Genomic DNA, 15,674 nt, shown 5'->3' with positions numbered 1-15,674 from the left:
GGCTACTGATGCGCCCTCAAGACCGCACACAGTTACACAAGAGCGCTGGACTGCTTCGGACCGCGCCGCCAGCGAACGCTCATCTCAAGCCTTTCGCACCATCACCCAGTCCCGATGCAGATCCTCCCCGCACACGAACGTGGTCTCGCCCACGATCTCGAAGCCGTTGCGCTGATAAAAGCGGATCGCTCTGTCATTGGTTTCATTGACGGTCAGCCGAACGGGCCCGGTCTGTTGTTCCAGCGAGCGATCCATCAACAACTGAGCGGCGCCGGTGCCGTGTTCGGCGGCAGACACGTAACAGCGAGTCAGCTCCCTGGCGTGGTCGGCGGCGGCGATGCCCAGCCCTTTGGGGGCGAGGTCGATCAGGCTGTAGCCGATCACGTCGGCCTCCTTGAGCACGACACGCAGCTCTTTCCGGTCGTCCTCTACGAGTGCCTTGAAATGGGCCGGCAACAAATGGCTCTGAATGTACCGCTCGATTTCCTCGACCGGTGTGTTTGCCGGGCAGGCCAGCGCAAACGTCCGGGCAGCGATTTCGCTGATGAACTGGCAATCCTCTTGCAATGCGTCCCGCACTTGAAGCGACATGGTCGTTCCTTCTTTCCCGAGTGGAGTGCTTGTCTACCGGCGTTGGGCGTGGCGGCCGACGCGTGAAAAGAAAACGCCGGGCATGCCCGGCTTTTTCATCCTGTCAGCCCTCAAACTACCTTACGCATGAACACCCTGGCAAAGCCGTCCTCCGTCGCGCGGTGGGTTTCCTGATAGCCGAGCCTGCTGTAGATCTCGATGTTCTCGACCATCCGTTCATGGGTGTAAAGCCGGACGGCATCGCAGTGCCGGCTTCGCGCGTAGTCTTCGCAGAACGCCATCAAGCGCTTGCCGATGCCCTTGCCCTTGCAGCGCGGCAGCACCGCGACGTTGACCAACAGCAGGTCCTGATCCTCCACACACATCACCAGCACGCCAACGACCTGCCCGCAGTCTTCGATCACGAAGGTGTCGGTTTCACTCAGCACCTGCCGATAGTCGTCGAGCATCGGCGCGGGTGCCTTGCCGATTCTGGCGATGTAGGGGCTGTAGGCCTCGTGGACCAGCGCGGTGATGCCGTCGACATCGTCCGGCGTGGCGCGGCGCAGGGGTTCGCTGTTGTGCAATGAAAAACTCCGCTCGGTATGGGTTCAGGCTGCCCCGGCTTCGCCGTTCAGCAGCCAGGGGTTGGCTTGCAGATGACGGGTTTCAAACGCGCGGATCTGCTCGCTGCGCTGCAAGGTGCTGCCGATGGCGTCCAGGCCTTGTAGCAGCGCATCTTTGCGCAGCGCGTCGATGTTGAAGGCGATCACTCGCCCGTCCGCCAACAGAATATGCTGCGCCTCAAGATCCACCGCAATATGTGCCGTCTCCGGCTGGCTGACCACCTCGCCCAGTTCCTTGAGTTCGGCCGGCGCGAGCTGGATGGTCAGCACCCCGTTACGTTGGCAGTTATCGTAGAAGATCCCGGCAAAACTGGTGCCAATCAGCGCACGGATACCCAGTTGCTTGAGGCCCCACACCGCGTGCTCGCGGCTGGAACCGCAGCCGAAGTTTGGCCCCACCACCAGAAATGCGCTCTGCTGCCAGGGCGCCTGGTTGAGGACGAATTCCGGATTGGGCGAGCCGTCCTCCAGGAAGCGCAGGTCGAAGAACGCACCACGGTCCAGACCGCTGCGGTCGATGCCCTTGAGAAACTGTTTGGGCATGATCACGTCGGTGTCGACGTTCGCGGCCAGGATTGGCGCAGCCACGCCCTCAACGTTTTGGAATGGTTGCATGTCAGGCCTCCCGGACCAGTGAACGAACATCGACCAGATGACCTGTGACCGCCGCCGCAGCGACCATGGCCGGACTCATCAGGTGGGTACGTGCGCCCTGCCCCTGGCGCCCTTCAAAATTGCGATTGGTGCTGGACGCGCAGCGGTCGCCGGCGCTGAGTACGTCGTCGTTCATTGCCAGGCACATCGAGCAGCCCGATTGACGCCACTCGAATCCGGCCTCGCGGAACACTTGAGCCAGCCCCTCGGCTTCAGCCTGATCACGGACCAGGGTCGATCCCGGCACGATCATCGCGCGCACCCCGTCGGCGACCTTGCGACCGCTGACCACGCGGGCAGCATCGCGCAGGTCTTCGATGCGCGCATTGGTGCAGGAACCGATGAACGCATGGCTGATGCGGATGCTGTCCAGCGCCGTGCCCGGCGTCAGATCCATGTAGCGCAAGGCACGCTCAAGGTCCCGGCGCAGGATCAGATCGGGCTGCTGCATCGGGTCCGGCACCCGGTCGGTGATGGCGGCGGCCTGGTCGGGGCTGGTGCCCCAGGTGACCATCGGTTGCAGGTCGTCGACATGCATGTGCACTTCCCGGTCGAACACCGCGCCCGGGTCGCTGAACAGGCTGCGCCATTGCGCCACTGCCTGTTCCCACATTGCGCCCTTGGGGGCGCGGGGTTTATCGGCCAGATAAGCGAACACCTTGTCGTCCGGGGCCATGAAGGCGCCACGAGCGCCGGCTTCCACGGCCATGTTGCAGATGGTCATCCGTGCCTCGACGCTCAGCGCGCTGATGGCCGGCCCGGCGAATTCGATGGCGTAGCCGGTGGCGCCCGCCGCACCGATCTGGCGGATCAGCTCCATGATGATGTCCTTGGACACCAGCCCGGAGCCGGGGCGGCCCTCGACCGTCACGCGCATGCTTTTCAGGCGTTTGTAGACCAGCGTCTGCGTGGCCAGCAGGTGTTCGATTTCAGAGGTGCCGATGCCGAAGCCGAAGGCGCCCAGCGCGCCGTAGGTGGTAGTGTGGCTGTCACCGGCGGCGATCACCATGCCGGGCAGGATGAATCCCTGTTCCGGCGCGACCACGTGCTCGATGCCCTGGCGCTTGTCCATGACGTTGAACAGCTCGATGCCGAAGTCGCGGCAGTTCTGCTCGAAATAGTTGACCTGCAAGGTGCCGCCGGCGTCCGCCATGTCGGCATTTCGCTCAGGCGCGGTGGGGTTGACGTGGTCGACCACGCACAGCGTCGACGCGGGTCGCCAGACTCGGCGCCCGGCCTCGCGCAGACCGCTGAACGCCTGCGGGCTGGTGTATTCGTTGGCGACCTGACGATCGATATAAAGGAGAACGTGGCCTTGATCGTCGAGTTCGCAGACGGTGTGGGAATCGATGTGCTTCTGGTAGAGCGTCTTGGGGGCATTCATCGCAGCAGGTACCCAATGTTGTAATTGGCACGCCCTGGAGGCGTCACGGTCACTGCCTTGCAGTGCTGCGTACCAGCTTATAGAGCTGCGGAAATGGATAAACGGGCCAATCGAGTTTGCTCGATTTACGATTCGTGAACAAAAGAACCGCAGCCGCCTGACAGCCCCCGTAGCAGTCCAGCTTGCCGGCGGCAGCGATCTCAAGGCAGTCGCCGCTGGCAAGCCATGCTGCTACAGAGTGTGCGCTGCATTTTTTGTGTGGGAAGGAGCTCTGCTCGCGATGGCGGTGGGTCAGTCAACACAGCATTGTCCGGACTGGCGCTATCGCGAGCAGAGCTCCCTCCCACAGAGAATGCAAATGATGCAGGTCATCCCGAACACTCACACAACCCCCGTAGCAGTCCGGCTTGCCGGCGGCAGCGATCTCAAGTCAGTCGCCGCTGGCAAGTCATGCTGCTACAGGATCGTTTGTGGTCAATCAGTTTTGCATCGCCTGGGATGACGCTTTCGCGAGCAGGGCTCCCCCCCACAGGGAATGCAAGTGATGCAGATCATCCAGAACATTCCCGCAGGAGCGCGCCTGGTCTGGGCCGCATTCGGACGATGGCGACTGTGCCAATCGCTGCAAGGGTGCCTGAATGGCCTCATACCTGTAGGAGCTGGCTTGCCCTGCGACCGGCGGGGAACACGTCGTAAACCCTGACGACTATGCGTTCCTGACACACCGCATTTGCCGGATTGACTGCCGCTGCGCGCCAGGTCGCGGGACAAGCCCGGCTCCTACAGGTTTTGTGTCATGTCCGGAATCCCGTTGGAACCGCCTTGCTGGCGAACCCGTCCGCTCACACACCACAACGTCGAATGGCCCACCGCAATCCTCGTAGGAGTGAGCTTGCTCGCGAGGGGCCCGTCCGGACACATCAGTGTCGGCTGACACACCGCTTTCGCGCGCAAGCCCGCTCCCACAGGGAATGGAGATCATCCAGCACATCAACTCTGCCAACGACTCAATAATCCCAGATCGCCGCGATCCAGCGGAACGTGTCGCCGTCGACGGCAATCCGGCCCACGGACGGGAATGACAAATGGGTGGCGACGAACAGTTCGCCCGAGGCTGCCGCTTCCTGCAACAGGCGTACGCGGACCCGCACCGACTCTTCAGGGTCGTGCTCGAAGCCGTTGTGCCAGTCGGGGTGGTCGAAGGCCACCGGGAACAGCGCGTCGCCAGCGAAGGTCAGGCGTTCGCCCGCAGAGTTCACGTACACCACACAATGCCCCGGCGTGTGCCCGCCGGTGAGTTTCGCCACCACGCCCGGTGCCACTTCGTATTCGTCGTCGAAGGTGCGCACGCTGCTGCGATAGGCCTCGATGAACTGGTTGGCGGTGGTCCGCAACACATCCGGCACCGGCGCAGGCATGTCGGTCATGGAGAAGTCCGGGGTCTCCCAGAACGCGACTTCGGTGGCTGTGACGTGAATCCGCACGTCCGCCCGCAGGCGGTTCTTGACCTCCTCCACCAGCAGGCCGCCGATATGGTCCATGTGCATGTGGGTGATGATGATGTCGGTAACCGACGCCAGGTCGATACCTGCCGCCGCCAAGCGCTTGGGGAACTGCCCGGCACGGGGGAAGCCGGGGAACTGCCCGCCCAGTCCGGCGTCGACCAGAATGACCTGCTCGCCGCTGCGCACCACCATGACATTGAGTGCCCAGTCGAACGCATCCGGCCCCAGGTACATGCCCTTGAACCAGGCTTCGCGATCATCCGGCGCCACGTTGGTGGACATGGTCGAAGTCGGCAGCGGCAGCACGCCGTCGCTGACCACCATCACGTCGATGTCGCCGACCTTCAGGGCATAGCGCGACGGCACCAGCTCTTCGTGGGTGTGGCTGTCGGCTGTCGCGGAAGCAGGAATGTCCAGATGCGTTGTCATGTTCGGTCACCTCAGGTTCAGAGCAGAAATCTCGGTCGCGACCCACCTCGGTGAATCGCATTGGCAACGAGTGTGCACGGCCCTCCATCACCCGCGATACATACTCAGGTATAGAAATGCAGGCCCGATAATTGCCCGTTTCGGCCACGCAAGACGCCTCTGCTCCAGGCAAAAGCCGTGCGATTACCGGCCACTCACCTTTGTCCCCGACGGCCTCGCAACATACCCTTGGGCGCGGCAAGTCCTTGTCGCCAATAACAATCACAGGAAGGAACCCCATTTTGATCCGCTTCTGCAAAGCGCCGCTGTGCCTCGCCCTGCTGACCACCCTCGCCACCACTTCCAGCCACGCCGCCAGCGCCGATTGGATCGACAGCGCCGTCGCGAAGGTCAACCCGGAAGTCATCGATCTGCGCCACACCATCCACCAGCATCCGGAGCTCGGCAATCTGGAATTCAAGACCGCCGCTCTGGTCGCCGAACGCCTGCGCGCGTCGAACATCGAGGTGCGTACTCAGGTGGGCAAGACCGGCGTGGTCGGCGTGCTCAAGGGTGGCTTGCCGGGGCCGGTGATGGCGCTGCGTGCCGACATGGACGCGCTGCCGGTCAAGGAAATGACCGGCCTGCCCTTCGCCAGCAAGGCCACCAGCGTACGGCTGGGCAAGGACGTGCCGGTGATGCACGCCTGCGGGCATGACACCCACACCGCGATGCTGCTCGGCGCAGCCAAAGTGTTGGCCGAACACCGCAAAGAGATCCACGGCACGGTGGTGTTTCTGTTCCAGCCGGCCGAAGAAGGCGCCGCCGACGTGGACGAATTCCAGACCGGCACGCTGATTGGCGCACAGGCAATGATCCGCGACGGCGCGCTCGACTCACCGAAGGTCGATGCCGTATTCGGCGTGCATGTGATGGCGGGTTACCCGACCGGGCACCTGTATTACAAATCCGGCACGGTGCTCAACAGCAGCGACTCGTTCCGCATCACCGTCAAAGGCCATCAGACCCACGGTTCCGCGCCGTGGAGCGGGGTCGATCCGATCGTTGCCAGCCAGGGCATCATCAGTGGCTTGCAGACGCTGGTCAGCCGCCGCATCGACCTGACCAAGGGCATGGGCGTGATCAGTGTCGGCACCCTGAACGCGGGTTCGGCGGCCAACATCATTCCCGAGACGGCAGAAATGAGCGGCACCATCCGCACCAACAACGCCGAGATTCGCGAAGCGATTCTGCAGAAGATGCCGCCGCTGGTGAGCAACATCGCCAATGCCTACGAGACCCAGGCGACGTTGCAACTGGTGAACAACGCCCCGGTGACCACCAACGATCCGACCCTCACCGAAGCCATGGTGCCAGCACTGGAACTGGCTGCACCGGGCAAGGTGTCGCGACTGGATTCGTCGCTGTCACCGAGTGAGGACTTCTCGTACTACGCGCGCAAGGTGCCGGGTCTGTTCGTGTTTCTCGGCGCGACCCCGGAAGGCCAGGACATGAGCAAGGTGGCGAACAACCACAGCCCGTACTTCACCGCCGACGACGCGACCCTGGCGACCGGTGTGAAAGCCCACGTGCAGTTCGTGCTCAACTACCCGCAGCGCAACACGCAAGGCTGACCCAAGCCGAACTTGCCGCCGGCGACGCACGCTGCGTTGCCGGCGGTGGCGCCATACCCGCGGCCGCCGGCTGGCTCACTTCTGCACCGTCGAAATTGCACTTGAACACTCTTTCCGCCAAACAATTATTTGGCGCCAACAAACATACTTTATTTAATTAGATACCCGTCTAACATGCCCCGCCTTGCCCTTCAAACGAATCCATTTTATTAATCACAACAAACACATGGCGACACCCCCTTCCAATCAAAGAGACAGACCGAACTTCCCAACAGACACGGTTAATGGCCTTGCGGGCCACGGTTCGCGGTCGCCTTTCTGACGCCAATAAATAATTAAATTATTTTTAAGTTTGTGGTGGCATTTTCCCATTATCTGTATTTAGACTGTGTCAACTTCAATACACCTTGCATGTGTGGCCCATGAAGTACACCACTTTAAGGATGATGACGGTGCTCTCCCTTTGCTGTTCGGCCGTGGCGTTTGCCGAGAACGGCGTCAACACGACACCGGCGCTGTCGACCCAGCGCACGCTCAATCGGCTGGAGGTGGGAGGCCTGGTGGTGGGCCAGACGGTGACTCAGAACGGCCGCGCGTTCTACGACAGTTTCGCGCAGGCCTTCAGTGAAAAAGACGAAGCAGGACGTTTCAGCGTATCGGTCACCGAACGACCGACCGCACGGCTGGGCAGCCAGGTCTTCATCAATTACGGCAACCGCCGCATGTTGCAACTGAACCTGCCGCCCAACCGCAGCCTGATCCCCGCCCTTGGCGCAGACACGGCAGCACAAGTGTTTCAGGCGATTCTGGACTACCAGCTGGCCCAATTTTTTGGCGATCGCGACCTGGCACGCGACGAACTCTGAAAGGAATCATCATGCAGCGATTTTCGGTTGTGCTCGTGAGTCTGCTGGCCCTGGCCGGTGCGTCGGCCAGCGTACAGGCCAGCGAACTGGTGTACGTGCCGGTCAACCCGTCGTTCGGCGGCAACCCGCTGAACGGCCCGGTGCTGCTGAACCAGGCCAACGCGCAGAACGGCTTCACCGATCATTCGTCTTCCTCGTCTTCTGCACAAAACACCCTGACCCAGTTCAACAGCATGTTGCAGAGTGCGATTCTCAGCCGGGTCTCTTCGGCGATCACTTCCAGCATTGTCGGCGCCGACGGCAAGTTGACCCCGGGCACTGTCGAAACCACCGACTTCACGATTTCAATCGTCAACTTGTCTCCCGGCCTGTTGCAGATCACCACGACAGATAAAACCACCGGACAAACCACATCATTCCAGATCAATCAATGATGTAGCGCCGATAAAAAAGTTTCTGCTGTAACTCCACCGTAAGCCTTGTTGTGCCCTGTGCGATCAACTTGCGGGCTCGTTCGCCCGCAGGAAACTGGAAATCAATAAATCATCAGGAAGGTAATGACCCATGCAAGCACGTAAATCGCTTATCGCCGTCGCTGTACTCGCTTCTCTCTCGGGCGCCGCGTTTGCCGGTAACGGCAATGTCGACGCTACCCAGAACGGTTCCGGCAACGGCACCGTGGTAGAACAGAGCGGCTCGATCAACTCGTTCATCACCGTCAACCAGACCGGTGACAACAACGTCGCCGGTAAAAAAGGCGCGGCGGTTTACCAGGCTTCCAGCGACAGCAACCTGACCATCAATCAGAAAAACGACAACAACAGCGCCGCGGCTTCGCAGACCGGCAACCACAACACCGGCAACATCGACCAGACCGCCGCCGGCCAGCGCTTCTTCCAGACCAACCTGCAAAGCGCTTCGCTGAACCAGGCTGGCGCGTGGAACAACGGCAGCATCACCCAGAACCTGAACACCGGCCGTGACAACAGCGCCTCGCTGAAACAGGACGGCACCGGCAACGGCGCCTGGATCAACCAGGATTCCAACAACAAGGTCAGCGCCAAGGTCACTCAGAACAACGACCAGAACCAGGCCTGGGTCACCCAACAGCGCAACAGCAACGCTGAAGCCAACTTCACCCAGTCGGGCGACCACAACTCCGGTTCGATCACCCAGACCAACACCCGTGACTCGAAGGGCGAAATCACCCAGAGCGGCAGCTGGAACCAGGGCTCTGTCACCCAGCAGGGCGACACCTGGTCCTCGACCGCCAAGGTCGATCAGAGCGGCAACAACAACACCGCCAACGTGACGCAGGACTGGGCCTGGGGCTCCGACGCGACCGTCACCCAGCGCGGTGGCGGCTTCAACAACGGCACCGTCTACCAGACCGATGCCGACTACAGCCACGCCAGCCTGACCCAGACCGGCAGCAACAACACCGGTTACCTGAAACAGGACAACGCCGACTACAGCAGCATCAACGCTTCGCAAAGCGGCAGCTTCAACGAAATCACCGCGACCCAGACCGTCGCCGGCGGTGGCAACAACCCCAACGCTGCCAACCTGAAAGCCGAGATCAGCCAGGATGGCACCGGCAACAAGGTCACCAGCACCCAGTCCGGTCGCAACAACGAGGACTACCTGACCCAGTCGGGTAACTACAACAACATCAACGTCACCCAGACCGCGAGCGCGTCCTGGAACACCGCTACCGTCACCCAGACCGGCAGCTACCTGACCGCCAACGTTACGCAAACCGGCGGTTCGAACAACAAAGCCACCGTCACCCAGCGCTAATCCAGGTCGTATCCCGCCGGCTCCAGAGTGCTTAAGAACGTCATGAAGGTTTTTACCCACTCTGGTTCGCTGGCGGGTTTTATTGGAGCAACACCATGAGCGCCCGCTCGCTATCCCTGATGATCCTTGCCGCTGCCCTGTTGAGCGGCTGTGCTACTTCGCGCCCGGCGGGCACCATTTCTCCGGCGACCGTGTCGCCGCCCACGCAGTCGACCCGTGATCTGGCCACCCTGCCGCCTCCGGCCGGAGTGATTCCGGTGGCGGTGTACGGCATGCGCGACCAGACCGGCCAGTACAAACCCTCGCCGGACAGTTCCTTTTCCACGTCGGTGACCCAGGGCGCTGCGTCGCTGCTGGTCAACGCGTTGCGCGATTCGCGCTGGTTCCGGCCGGTGGAACGCGAAAACCTGCAAGACCTGCTGACCGAGCGCAAGATCGTCCGAGCCCTCGAACAGCCACAAGACAAAGCCGTCGGCCAGTTGCCTCCGCTGCGGCCGGCCAACCTGATCATCGAAGGCGCCATCGTCGCCTACGAAAGCAACGTGCGCACCGGCGGTTTCGGCGTGCGTTATCTGGGCATCGGCCCGTCGGACCTGTATCGCCAGGATCAGGTGACGGTCAACCTGCGCGCCGTGGATATCCGCAGCGGCGACATCATCCAGAGCGTGACCACCACCAAGACGGTGTTTTCCGTGCAGCTGGATTTCGGCGTGTTCAAGTTCGTCTCGCTGCGTCATTTGCTGGAAGTCGAGACCGGCCTGTCGCGCAACGAACCGGTGCAGCAATGCGTGCGCGAAGCCATCGAAGCCGGCCTGATTCACCTGATCGCCCAAGGCGCACGTGATGGCAGCTGGAACCTGAAAAACCCGGCAGACCTGCAGAAACCGCTGCTCGCCGGCTACCTCAAAGCCTACGACGAGCAGACCATGAACGTGCCGATCAGCGCGGCCGAACAGAGCAAGCTCCGAGGGGAAACCCATGCAGAGACGCAATAGATCCGCGCCGTGGCCGCTGGCCGCCGCGCTGCTTTTCGGCGCACTCGCCGGCCCGCTGTGTCAGGCCGGCGATCTGGTGCCCGAGGCCCGTTACGCGGAACTCGGCCAGAGCGGCAGCCGGGTCGATCTGAGCCAGATCGGCTCGGCCAACCAGGCCAACGTCGGCCAGAGCGGCACCCGCCAGCGTCTGGTCGAATTGCAGACCGGCACCGCCAACAGCGCACGGATCAACCAGAGCGGCGCCTACAACGCTGCCTACGCGCAACAGAGCGGTTACGCCAACGCCCTGAGCCTGGAACAGAGCGGCCGCTACAACCAGGCGGCGATCCGCCAGGTCGGTTCCAACAATCAGGCCAACGTGGTGCAAAGCGGCGCCTACAATCAGGCGTACGTCGGCCAGTACGGTCAGGGCAACCAAGCGTCCGTCAGCCAGAACGGCTTCGGTGGTACTGTGACCGTCCAGCAATACGGCAACAACATGAACGCCTCCGTCACCCAGAAGTGAACGCCATGATCGATCTGTCGCAACTGATCGTCGCCATCGACACCCACCGTGAAGGCACGGCGGTGTTGATTCGCCCGCACATCGAAAACCCCACGCCCCTGACGTTGCGCTACCGCATGGCGGTGCGTCAGCGCAGCTCGGCGGGGACCTCCAGCATCAGCCAGCAAGGCGACGTCCAGACCGGCACCACACCGGCCTTCGTACGCCTGAGCATCCCGCCCGAGGCCGAATGCCAGATTCACCTGGAGCTGTTTCAGGACGGCGTGCTGATCAAGACCCTGGACCAGAACTGCGACGACACCCGTACCTGAGGCCTTCCGCGTGAACAGGATGGATGCAGATTCCGGGACAAACACAGACCTGTAGGAGTGAGCTCCGCTCGCGATAGCGTCAGACCAGTCCCACCTGTATCGACTGACCCACCGCCTTCGCGGGCAAGCCCGCTCCCACAGAGTCAGTGCCCGTCGCCATTTTTGTGAACGACGCAGAGCTCCCTCCCACAGGTTCTGTGGTGTCAGCAAAATTCAGGCAGGACACCACCACCCCGTAGCAGTCCGGCTTGCCGGCGGTTGCGATCTCCGGAATGCCGACGCCGGCAAGCCGGACGGCTACAGATACGTGCGCGCCATCGCCTTTGATTCTGGCCGAAGGCCGTGGGAGGGAGCTCTGCTCGCGATAGCGGTGGTTCCGACACCACCATGTCGACTGACACAACATTTTCGCGGGCAAGCCCGCTCCCACAGGGTCAGTACCCGTCGCCATTTTTGTGAACGACACAAACCCGTGGGAGCGTGGCTTGCCCGCGAAGGCGTCAGGTCAGGCAATGCAGAGCTGTCTGACCCAACCCAATCGCGGGCAAGCGCGCTCCTACAAACCAATGTCAGCTCAGTTGGCCGGAATCACATCGCTGCCTTCCACCAGCAACATGCGGTATTCGGCGCCTTTGAGGCGGTGTTGGCGGGCTTCTTGATACGCCGGGCTGTTGTACCAGGCGCGGGCGGCGTCCATGTCAGGGAAGCGCAGGATGGCGACGCCTTCGGTGGCCTGACCTTCCAGCACTTCGAGGTCGCCGTAGAACGCCACGCGGGTGATGTCATGGCCGGTACGGGCTGCTGGTGCCTTTTCGGCGTACTGCTGCATTTCGGAAGCGTCGAGGGTGTTTTCGCGGATGAAGATGACGTAGGCAGACATGAGGGTTCCTTGAGTGAATTCGACAGGCATGAAAACCCGGTTTCGACCTGCGGTCTAGCCGGGTTTTCACAAGAAAAAGCAAAGGTTTGTACGAAAAGTCGGCGAGCGAAAGCCAGGCAAGGCAAAAACAGGCGAGGAACGGCCGGGGTCGCGCCCGACTCTACGGGTTGTAAATGAGCATTCCGAGCCTGTTTTTAACGCTGCATGGCTGAGCGCAGCCACTTTTCGGGCAAAGCTAGCGCAGCGCTTCAACAATCACCTTGGCCAGCGGACCGCCGGACGCCGGGTTCTGGCCGGTCATCAGGCGGCCATCGACCACCACTTTTTCCTGCCAGACATCGGCGGCCGAGTAGTCGGCGCCTTCGGCACGCAGGGCGTCTTCCAGGTTGAACGGTACGTCGGCCTGGGCATAGCCGGCTTCTTCATCGTTGGAGAACGAGGTCAGTTTGCGACCTCGCACCAGCGGCGTGCCGTCTTGCAGCTTTGCCCCCAGCAATGCCGCCGGGCCATGGCACACCGCAGCGACGATCTTGCCGCCGTTCCAGGCGCGTTCTACCGCACGCCGGATTTCAGGGTTGTTGGCGATGTCGACCATCGGACCAAGGCCGCCGGGGAAGAAGATCGCGTCGTAGTCCAGCACGTCGACTTCCGAGAGCTTGCGGCTGCGGGCCATGCGACGGATTGCGGCGCTGTTGCGGAAGGCCAGTTGCGCCGGATCGGTTTCGTCGTAGCCATCTTCCGGTGGCGTGCCGCCCTGCAGCGAGGCGTATTCCACGGCCACACCGGCTTCGGCAAAGACTTCGTAAGGGTGGGCGACTTCCGGGAAGAAGTAGCCGGTGCGGCGCTGGTTCGGACCGATTTCAGCAGCGTTGGTCAGGATGAACAGAACGTGTTTGATGCTCATGGTTGAATCCTCATGCTTCAAGAAAGAACGGTGATGGAACGGGTCAGTTGCTGGAAACGGTCGCCAAGTCGGCCGCAGGGACCAGACGACGGCTGTTGATCAGGGTGAAGGCAAAAATCAGCAGGCCTGTGAGGGTCATCGCAAACCCGGCCCAGCCCGCAGACAGCAAGCCGAATCCGGCGTCGATCGAGACACCCGCGCCCCACGCACCGAGGGCGTTACCCAGGTTGCAGGCGGCCAGGGTCATGGCACCGATCAGCGACGGCGCCTCGGGGGCAAAGCGGGTCAAGCGCACTTGCATGGTCGGAATGGACGCCATCAGTCCGGCGCCGAGAACGAACAGCGCAGGGAACAGCACCCAGGGGGTTTGCCCGCTGGTGGCGATGATCGCCAGTACCGCAAGGGCCGCACCGAAGCCCAGCACGATGCCGCGCATCGGGAACAGGTCGGCCAGACGACCGCCGACGACGTTGCCGGCGGTCATGCCGATGCCGAAGATCGCCAGCGCTACCGGGATCATCGCCGGCGCCAGATGAGCAGCATCAGTGACGATCGGGCCGACGAAGGTGTACACCGCGAACAGGCTGGCGATGCCGGTGGTGGCGACAGCCATCACACCCCACACCTGGCCCTTGCGCAGGGCCGAGAGTTCCTGAGTCACCGGCGCGCCGTTGAGCGCAGCGGTGCGCGGCAGCCATTGGCGGATCGCCAGCCAGGCCAGACCGGACAACGCGGCAACCGCCAGGTAGGTTTCCCGCCAGCCGAGGTGCTGACCGAGGAAGGTTGCCAGCGGCGAGCCGATGATGGTCGCCACAGTCAGGCCGGTCATGACGATGGCAAACGCCCTGCCCGCCTGGCCCGGTCCCATCAGGTAAGAAGCCACCATCGCCCCGGCGCCGAAATACGCGCCTTGCGGCAGACCGCTGATAAAGCGCGCCGCCATCAGCAGCGGCAGGTTGGTCGCCGCCGCCGACAGCACGTTGCCGACCACGAACAGCGCCATCAATGCCAACAGCAAGGTCCGCCGGTTGAGGCGCGCCGCCGCGAGCGTCACCAACGGCGCGCCGACCACCACGCCCAGGGCGTAGGCCGTCACCGCGTTGGTCGCTTCCGGCACGTCGATGCCGAGGCTGGCGGAGAACAGTTGAATCACGCCCATGCTGGCGAATTCGGAAGTGCCGATGCAGAAACTGCCCAGCGCCAGGGCAAACAGTGCCAGACGGCGGGCGAGATCGGTGGCGGGCTGAGCGCGTTCAGCGCTGGCGCTGTGTGCGCCGTCACCCGTCAGTTGTGCCGGAGTGGTCATGTTCAATTCCTCGATATAAATGGACGCGTTCAGGCGAACTGCAGGGGCCGGGTGGGGAAGCTCGACGGGTGTCAGCGTTCCGCGGTTGGCGTTTCCCTTCGGATGGCCTAACTTTGCTCCAGCGCCAGATATTCGAGAAATTTACTTTCTGGATCTTAGATATTCACCGAGCGTTATAAGACATGCGTTACGACCTCAATCTGCTGCCGGTTTTCATCGCCCTGATGGACGAGCGCAGCGTCACTCGCGCGGCTACGCGTCTGGGCATCACCCAGCCGGCGTTGTCGAACGCGCTGAACCGGCTGCGTGACACCCTGCGTGATCCGCTGTTCATCCGCGAGCGCTATGGCATCAAGCCGACGCCGTTCGCCGAAGAGATTGCGCCAGTGATCATCGAAACTCTGGCCCGGCTCGACGACGTGGTGCTGGGGCGTCAGCATTTCGACCCGGCGACCTCGACCCGGCAGTTCAACATTGCGCCGAACCCCTACGTCGAAATCGTCCTTATGCCGAAGATCATCGCTCGCCTGCGCCATTTGGCGCCGGGGATCAAGATGTCGCTGACGCCGTTCGGCAACGACCTGGCCGACACCGGCGTAACCTCGGGCACCACCGACATGGCCCTGGGGCGGATCGTCGACCCGCCGGACAACGTGGTGATCCAGCACCTGATGGACGACGGCCTGGCCTGCGTGGTGCGCGCCGATCACCCGGACATCGGCGACAGCCTGTCGCGGGAACAATACGAGCAGTTGCGCCACGTCAACGTGCTGCCACCGGGGCGATTGCGCGTCGGCCTGTTCCAGAGCCTGGAACGCCAGGGCCTGCGCCGCGAACTGGCGATCTCGGTCACGCACTTTCTCGCCGTGCCGGAAATCATCGCCACCACCGAATACTGCGCCACCCTGCCCCGGCACATCTGCCGACAGATCGCCAAGGACCCGCGTCTGAAAATCGTGCCATCACCGGTCGACCTCGGCACCTTCCCGGTGGAAATCGCCTGGCACGTCCGCTACCGCCACGACCCTGCACATCGCTGGTTTCGCGAGTTGCTGGTGGAGATGGCGGACGCAGTATGTGCAGAAACGGCCACCTCGTAGCATCCGGTTTTTGAGTCCGGCCGAAGGCCGTGGGAGGGAGCCCTGCTCGCGATGGCAATAGGTCAGATACCACGATGTCGACTGACCCGACGCTTTCGCGAGCAGGGCTCCTTCCCACAGGTTTAGTGGTGTCGGATGAATGTAGGCATGACGCAAAAACCTGTAGGAGCCGGCTTGCTGGCGAACCCATCCGGTCAGCCAATGCAACATTGAATGACACAACGCT

The 15,674-nt window shown here is 62.4% G+C and carries 16 protein-coding genes; 8 read left to right on the top strand and 8 right to left on the bottom strand.

Going from position 1 to position 15,674, the window contains the following annotated elements; translation table 11 throughout:
• Positions 1-84: 84 nt before the first annotated feature.
• From ACIPL0_RS27175 to ACIPL0_RS27155, 5 genes are all read right to left on the bottom strand, one after another.
• The gene (locus ACIPL0_RS27175) at positions 85-591 is read right to left on the bottom strand and encodes a GNAT family N-acetyltransferase (protein ID WP_400601117.1); all 507 of its coding nucleotides are present in this window, start codon (positions 589-591) and stop codon (positions 85-87) included.
• 110 nt (positions 592-701) lie between these two features.
• Positions 702-1,157: a GNAT family N-acetyltransferase gene (locus ACIPL0_RS27170; RefSeq protein WP_400601115.1), complete on the bottom strand. Its 456-nt coding sequence runs from the start codon at positions 1,155-1,157 to the stop codon at positions 702-704.
• Between the two features lie 24 nt (positions 1,158-1,181).
• A complete protein-coding gene (leuD, locus tag ACIPL0_RS27165) occupies positions 1,182-1,811 on the bottom strand; it encodes a 3-isopropylmalate dehydratase small subunit (protein WP_400601113.1) in 630 nt (209 codons plus the stop codon).
• A 1-nt stretch (position 1,812) separates the two neighbouring features.
• Positions 1,813-3,234 carry a 3-isopropylmalate dehydratase large subunit gene (gene leuC / locus ACIPL0_RS27160; RefSeq protein WP_400601111.1) on the bottom strand — a complete coding sequence of 474 codons (1,422 nt, stop codon included), beginning with the start codon at positions 3,232-3,234 and terminating at the stop codon, positions 1,813-1,815.
• A gap of 1,007 nt (positions 3,235-4,241) precedes the next feature.
• A complete protein-coding gene (locus ACIPL0_RS27155) occupies positions 4,242-5,168 on the bottom strand; it encodes an MBL fold metallo-hydrolase (RefSeq protein ID WP_400601109.1) in 927 nt (308 codons plus the stop codon).
• A 281-nt stretch (positions 5,169-5,449) separates the two neighbouring features.
• On the opposite strand from ACIPL0_RS27155, the gene ACIPL0_RS27150 reads away from it, so the two are divergent.
• The 7 genes from ACIPL0_RS27150 (at position 5,450) to csgH (ending at position 11,258) form a co-directional block, all read left to right on the top strand.
• Complete coding sequence (locus tag ACIPL0_RS27150; protein WP_400601107.1) at positions 5,450-6,781, top strand: amidohydrolase; 1,332 nt, start codon at positions 5,450-5,452, stop codon at positions 6,779-6,781.
• Positions 6,782-7,203: 422 nt separating this feature from the next.
• Positions 7,204-7,647 (top strand): CsgE family curli-type amyloid fiber assembly protein, encoded by a 444-nt coding sequence (locus ACIPL0_RS27145; RefSeq protein ID WP_400601105.1) that lies wholly within the window; start codon positions 7,204-7,206, stop codon positions 7,645-7,647.
• Between the two features lie 11 nt (positions 7,648-7,658).
• The gene (locus ACIPL0_RS27140) at positions 7,659-8,081 is read left to right on the top strand and encodes a curli assembly protein CsgF (RefSeq protein ID WP_400601103.1); all 423 of its coding nucleotides are present in this window, start codon (positions 7,659-7,661) and stop codon (positions 8,079-8,081) included.
• Between the two features lie 130 nt (positions 8,082-8,211).
• Positions 8,212-9,447 (top strand): hypothetical protein, encoded by a 1,236-nt coding sequence (locus ACIPL0_RS27135; protein ID WP_400731628.1) that lies wholly within the window; start codon positions 8,212-8,214, stop codon positions 9,445-9,447.
• 95 nt (positions 9,448-9,542) lie between these two features.
• Positions 9,543-10,442, top strand: a complete 900-nt coding sequence (locus ACIPL0_RS27130) for a CsgG/HfaB family protein (protein WP_400601099.1) — start codon at positions 9,543-9,545, stop codon at positions 10,440-10,442.
• Positions 10,426-10,947, top strand: a complete 522-nt coding sequence (locus ACIPL0_RS27125; RefSeq protein WP_400601097.1) for a curlin-associated protein — start codon at positions 10,426-10,428, stop codon at positions 10,945-10,947. Before ACIPL0_RS27130 ends, ACIPL0_RS27125 begins: the two co-directional genes overlap by 17 nt.
• A 5-nt stretch (positions 10,948-10,952) precedes the next feature.
• Positions 10,953-11,258 carry a curli-like amyloid fiber formation chaperone CsgH gene (gene csgH / locus ACIPL0_RS27120; RefSeq protein WP_400601095.1) on the top strand — a complete coding sequence of 102 codons (306 nt, stop codon included), beginning with the start codon at positions 10,953-10,955 and terminating at the stop codon, positions 11,256-11,258.
• A 574-nt stretch (positions 11,259-11,832) separates the two neighbouring features.
• Here csgH and ACIPL0_RS27115 read toward each other — a convergent pair.
• The 3 genes from ACIPL0_RS27115 to ACIPL0_RS27105 form a co-directional block, all read right to left on the bottom strand.
• Entirely contained in the window at positions 11,833-12,138 is a 306-nt protein-coding gene (locus tag ACIPL0_RS27115) for a DUF1330 domain-containing protein (protein ID WP_400601093.1), read from the bottom strand.
• 235 nt (positions 12,139-12,373) lie between these two features.
• Positions 12,374-13,042, bottom strand: a complete 669-nt coding sequence (locus ACIPL0_RS27110) for a type 1 glutamine amidotransferase domain-containing protein (protein ID WP_400601091.1) — start codon at positions 13,040-13,042, stop codon at positions 12,374-12,376.
• Between the two features lie 43 nt (positions 13,043-13,085).
• Positions 13,086-14,348, bottom strand: a complete 1,263-nt coding sequence (locus ACIPL0_RS27105; protein ID WP_400601089.1) for an MFS transporter — start codon at positions 14,346-14,348, stop codon at positions 13,086-13,088.
• 182 nt (positions 14,349-14,530) lie between these two features.
• Between ACIPL0_RS27105 and ACIPL0_RS27100 the strand changes: the two genes are divergently transcribed.
• Complete coding sequence (locus ACIPL0_RS27100; RefSeq protein WP_400601087.1) at positions 14,531-15,448, top strand: LysR substrate-binding domain-containing protein; 918 nt, start codon at positions 14,531-14,533, stop codon at positions 15,446-15,448.
• Positions 15,449-15,674 lie beyond the last annotated feature (226 nt).

The organism is Pseudomonas sp. NPDC090208, assembly GCF_044746785.1.
GTDB lineage: Bacteria > Pseudomonadota > Gammaproteobacteria > Pseudomonadales > Pseudomonadaceae > Aquipseudomonas.
Note: the sequence above shows the minus strand (reverse complement) of the source record. Positions and strands in the feature narration are given on the sequence as shown.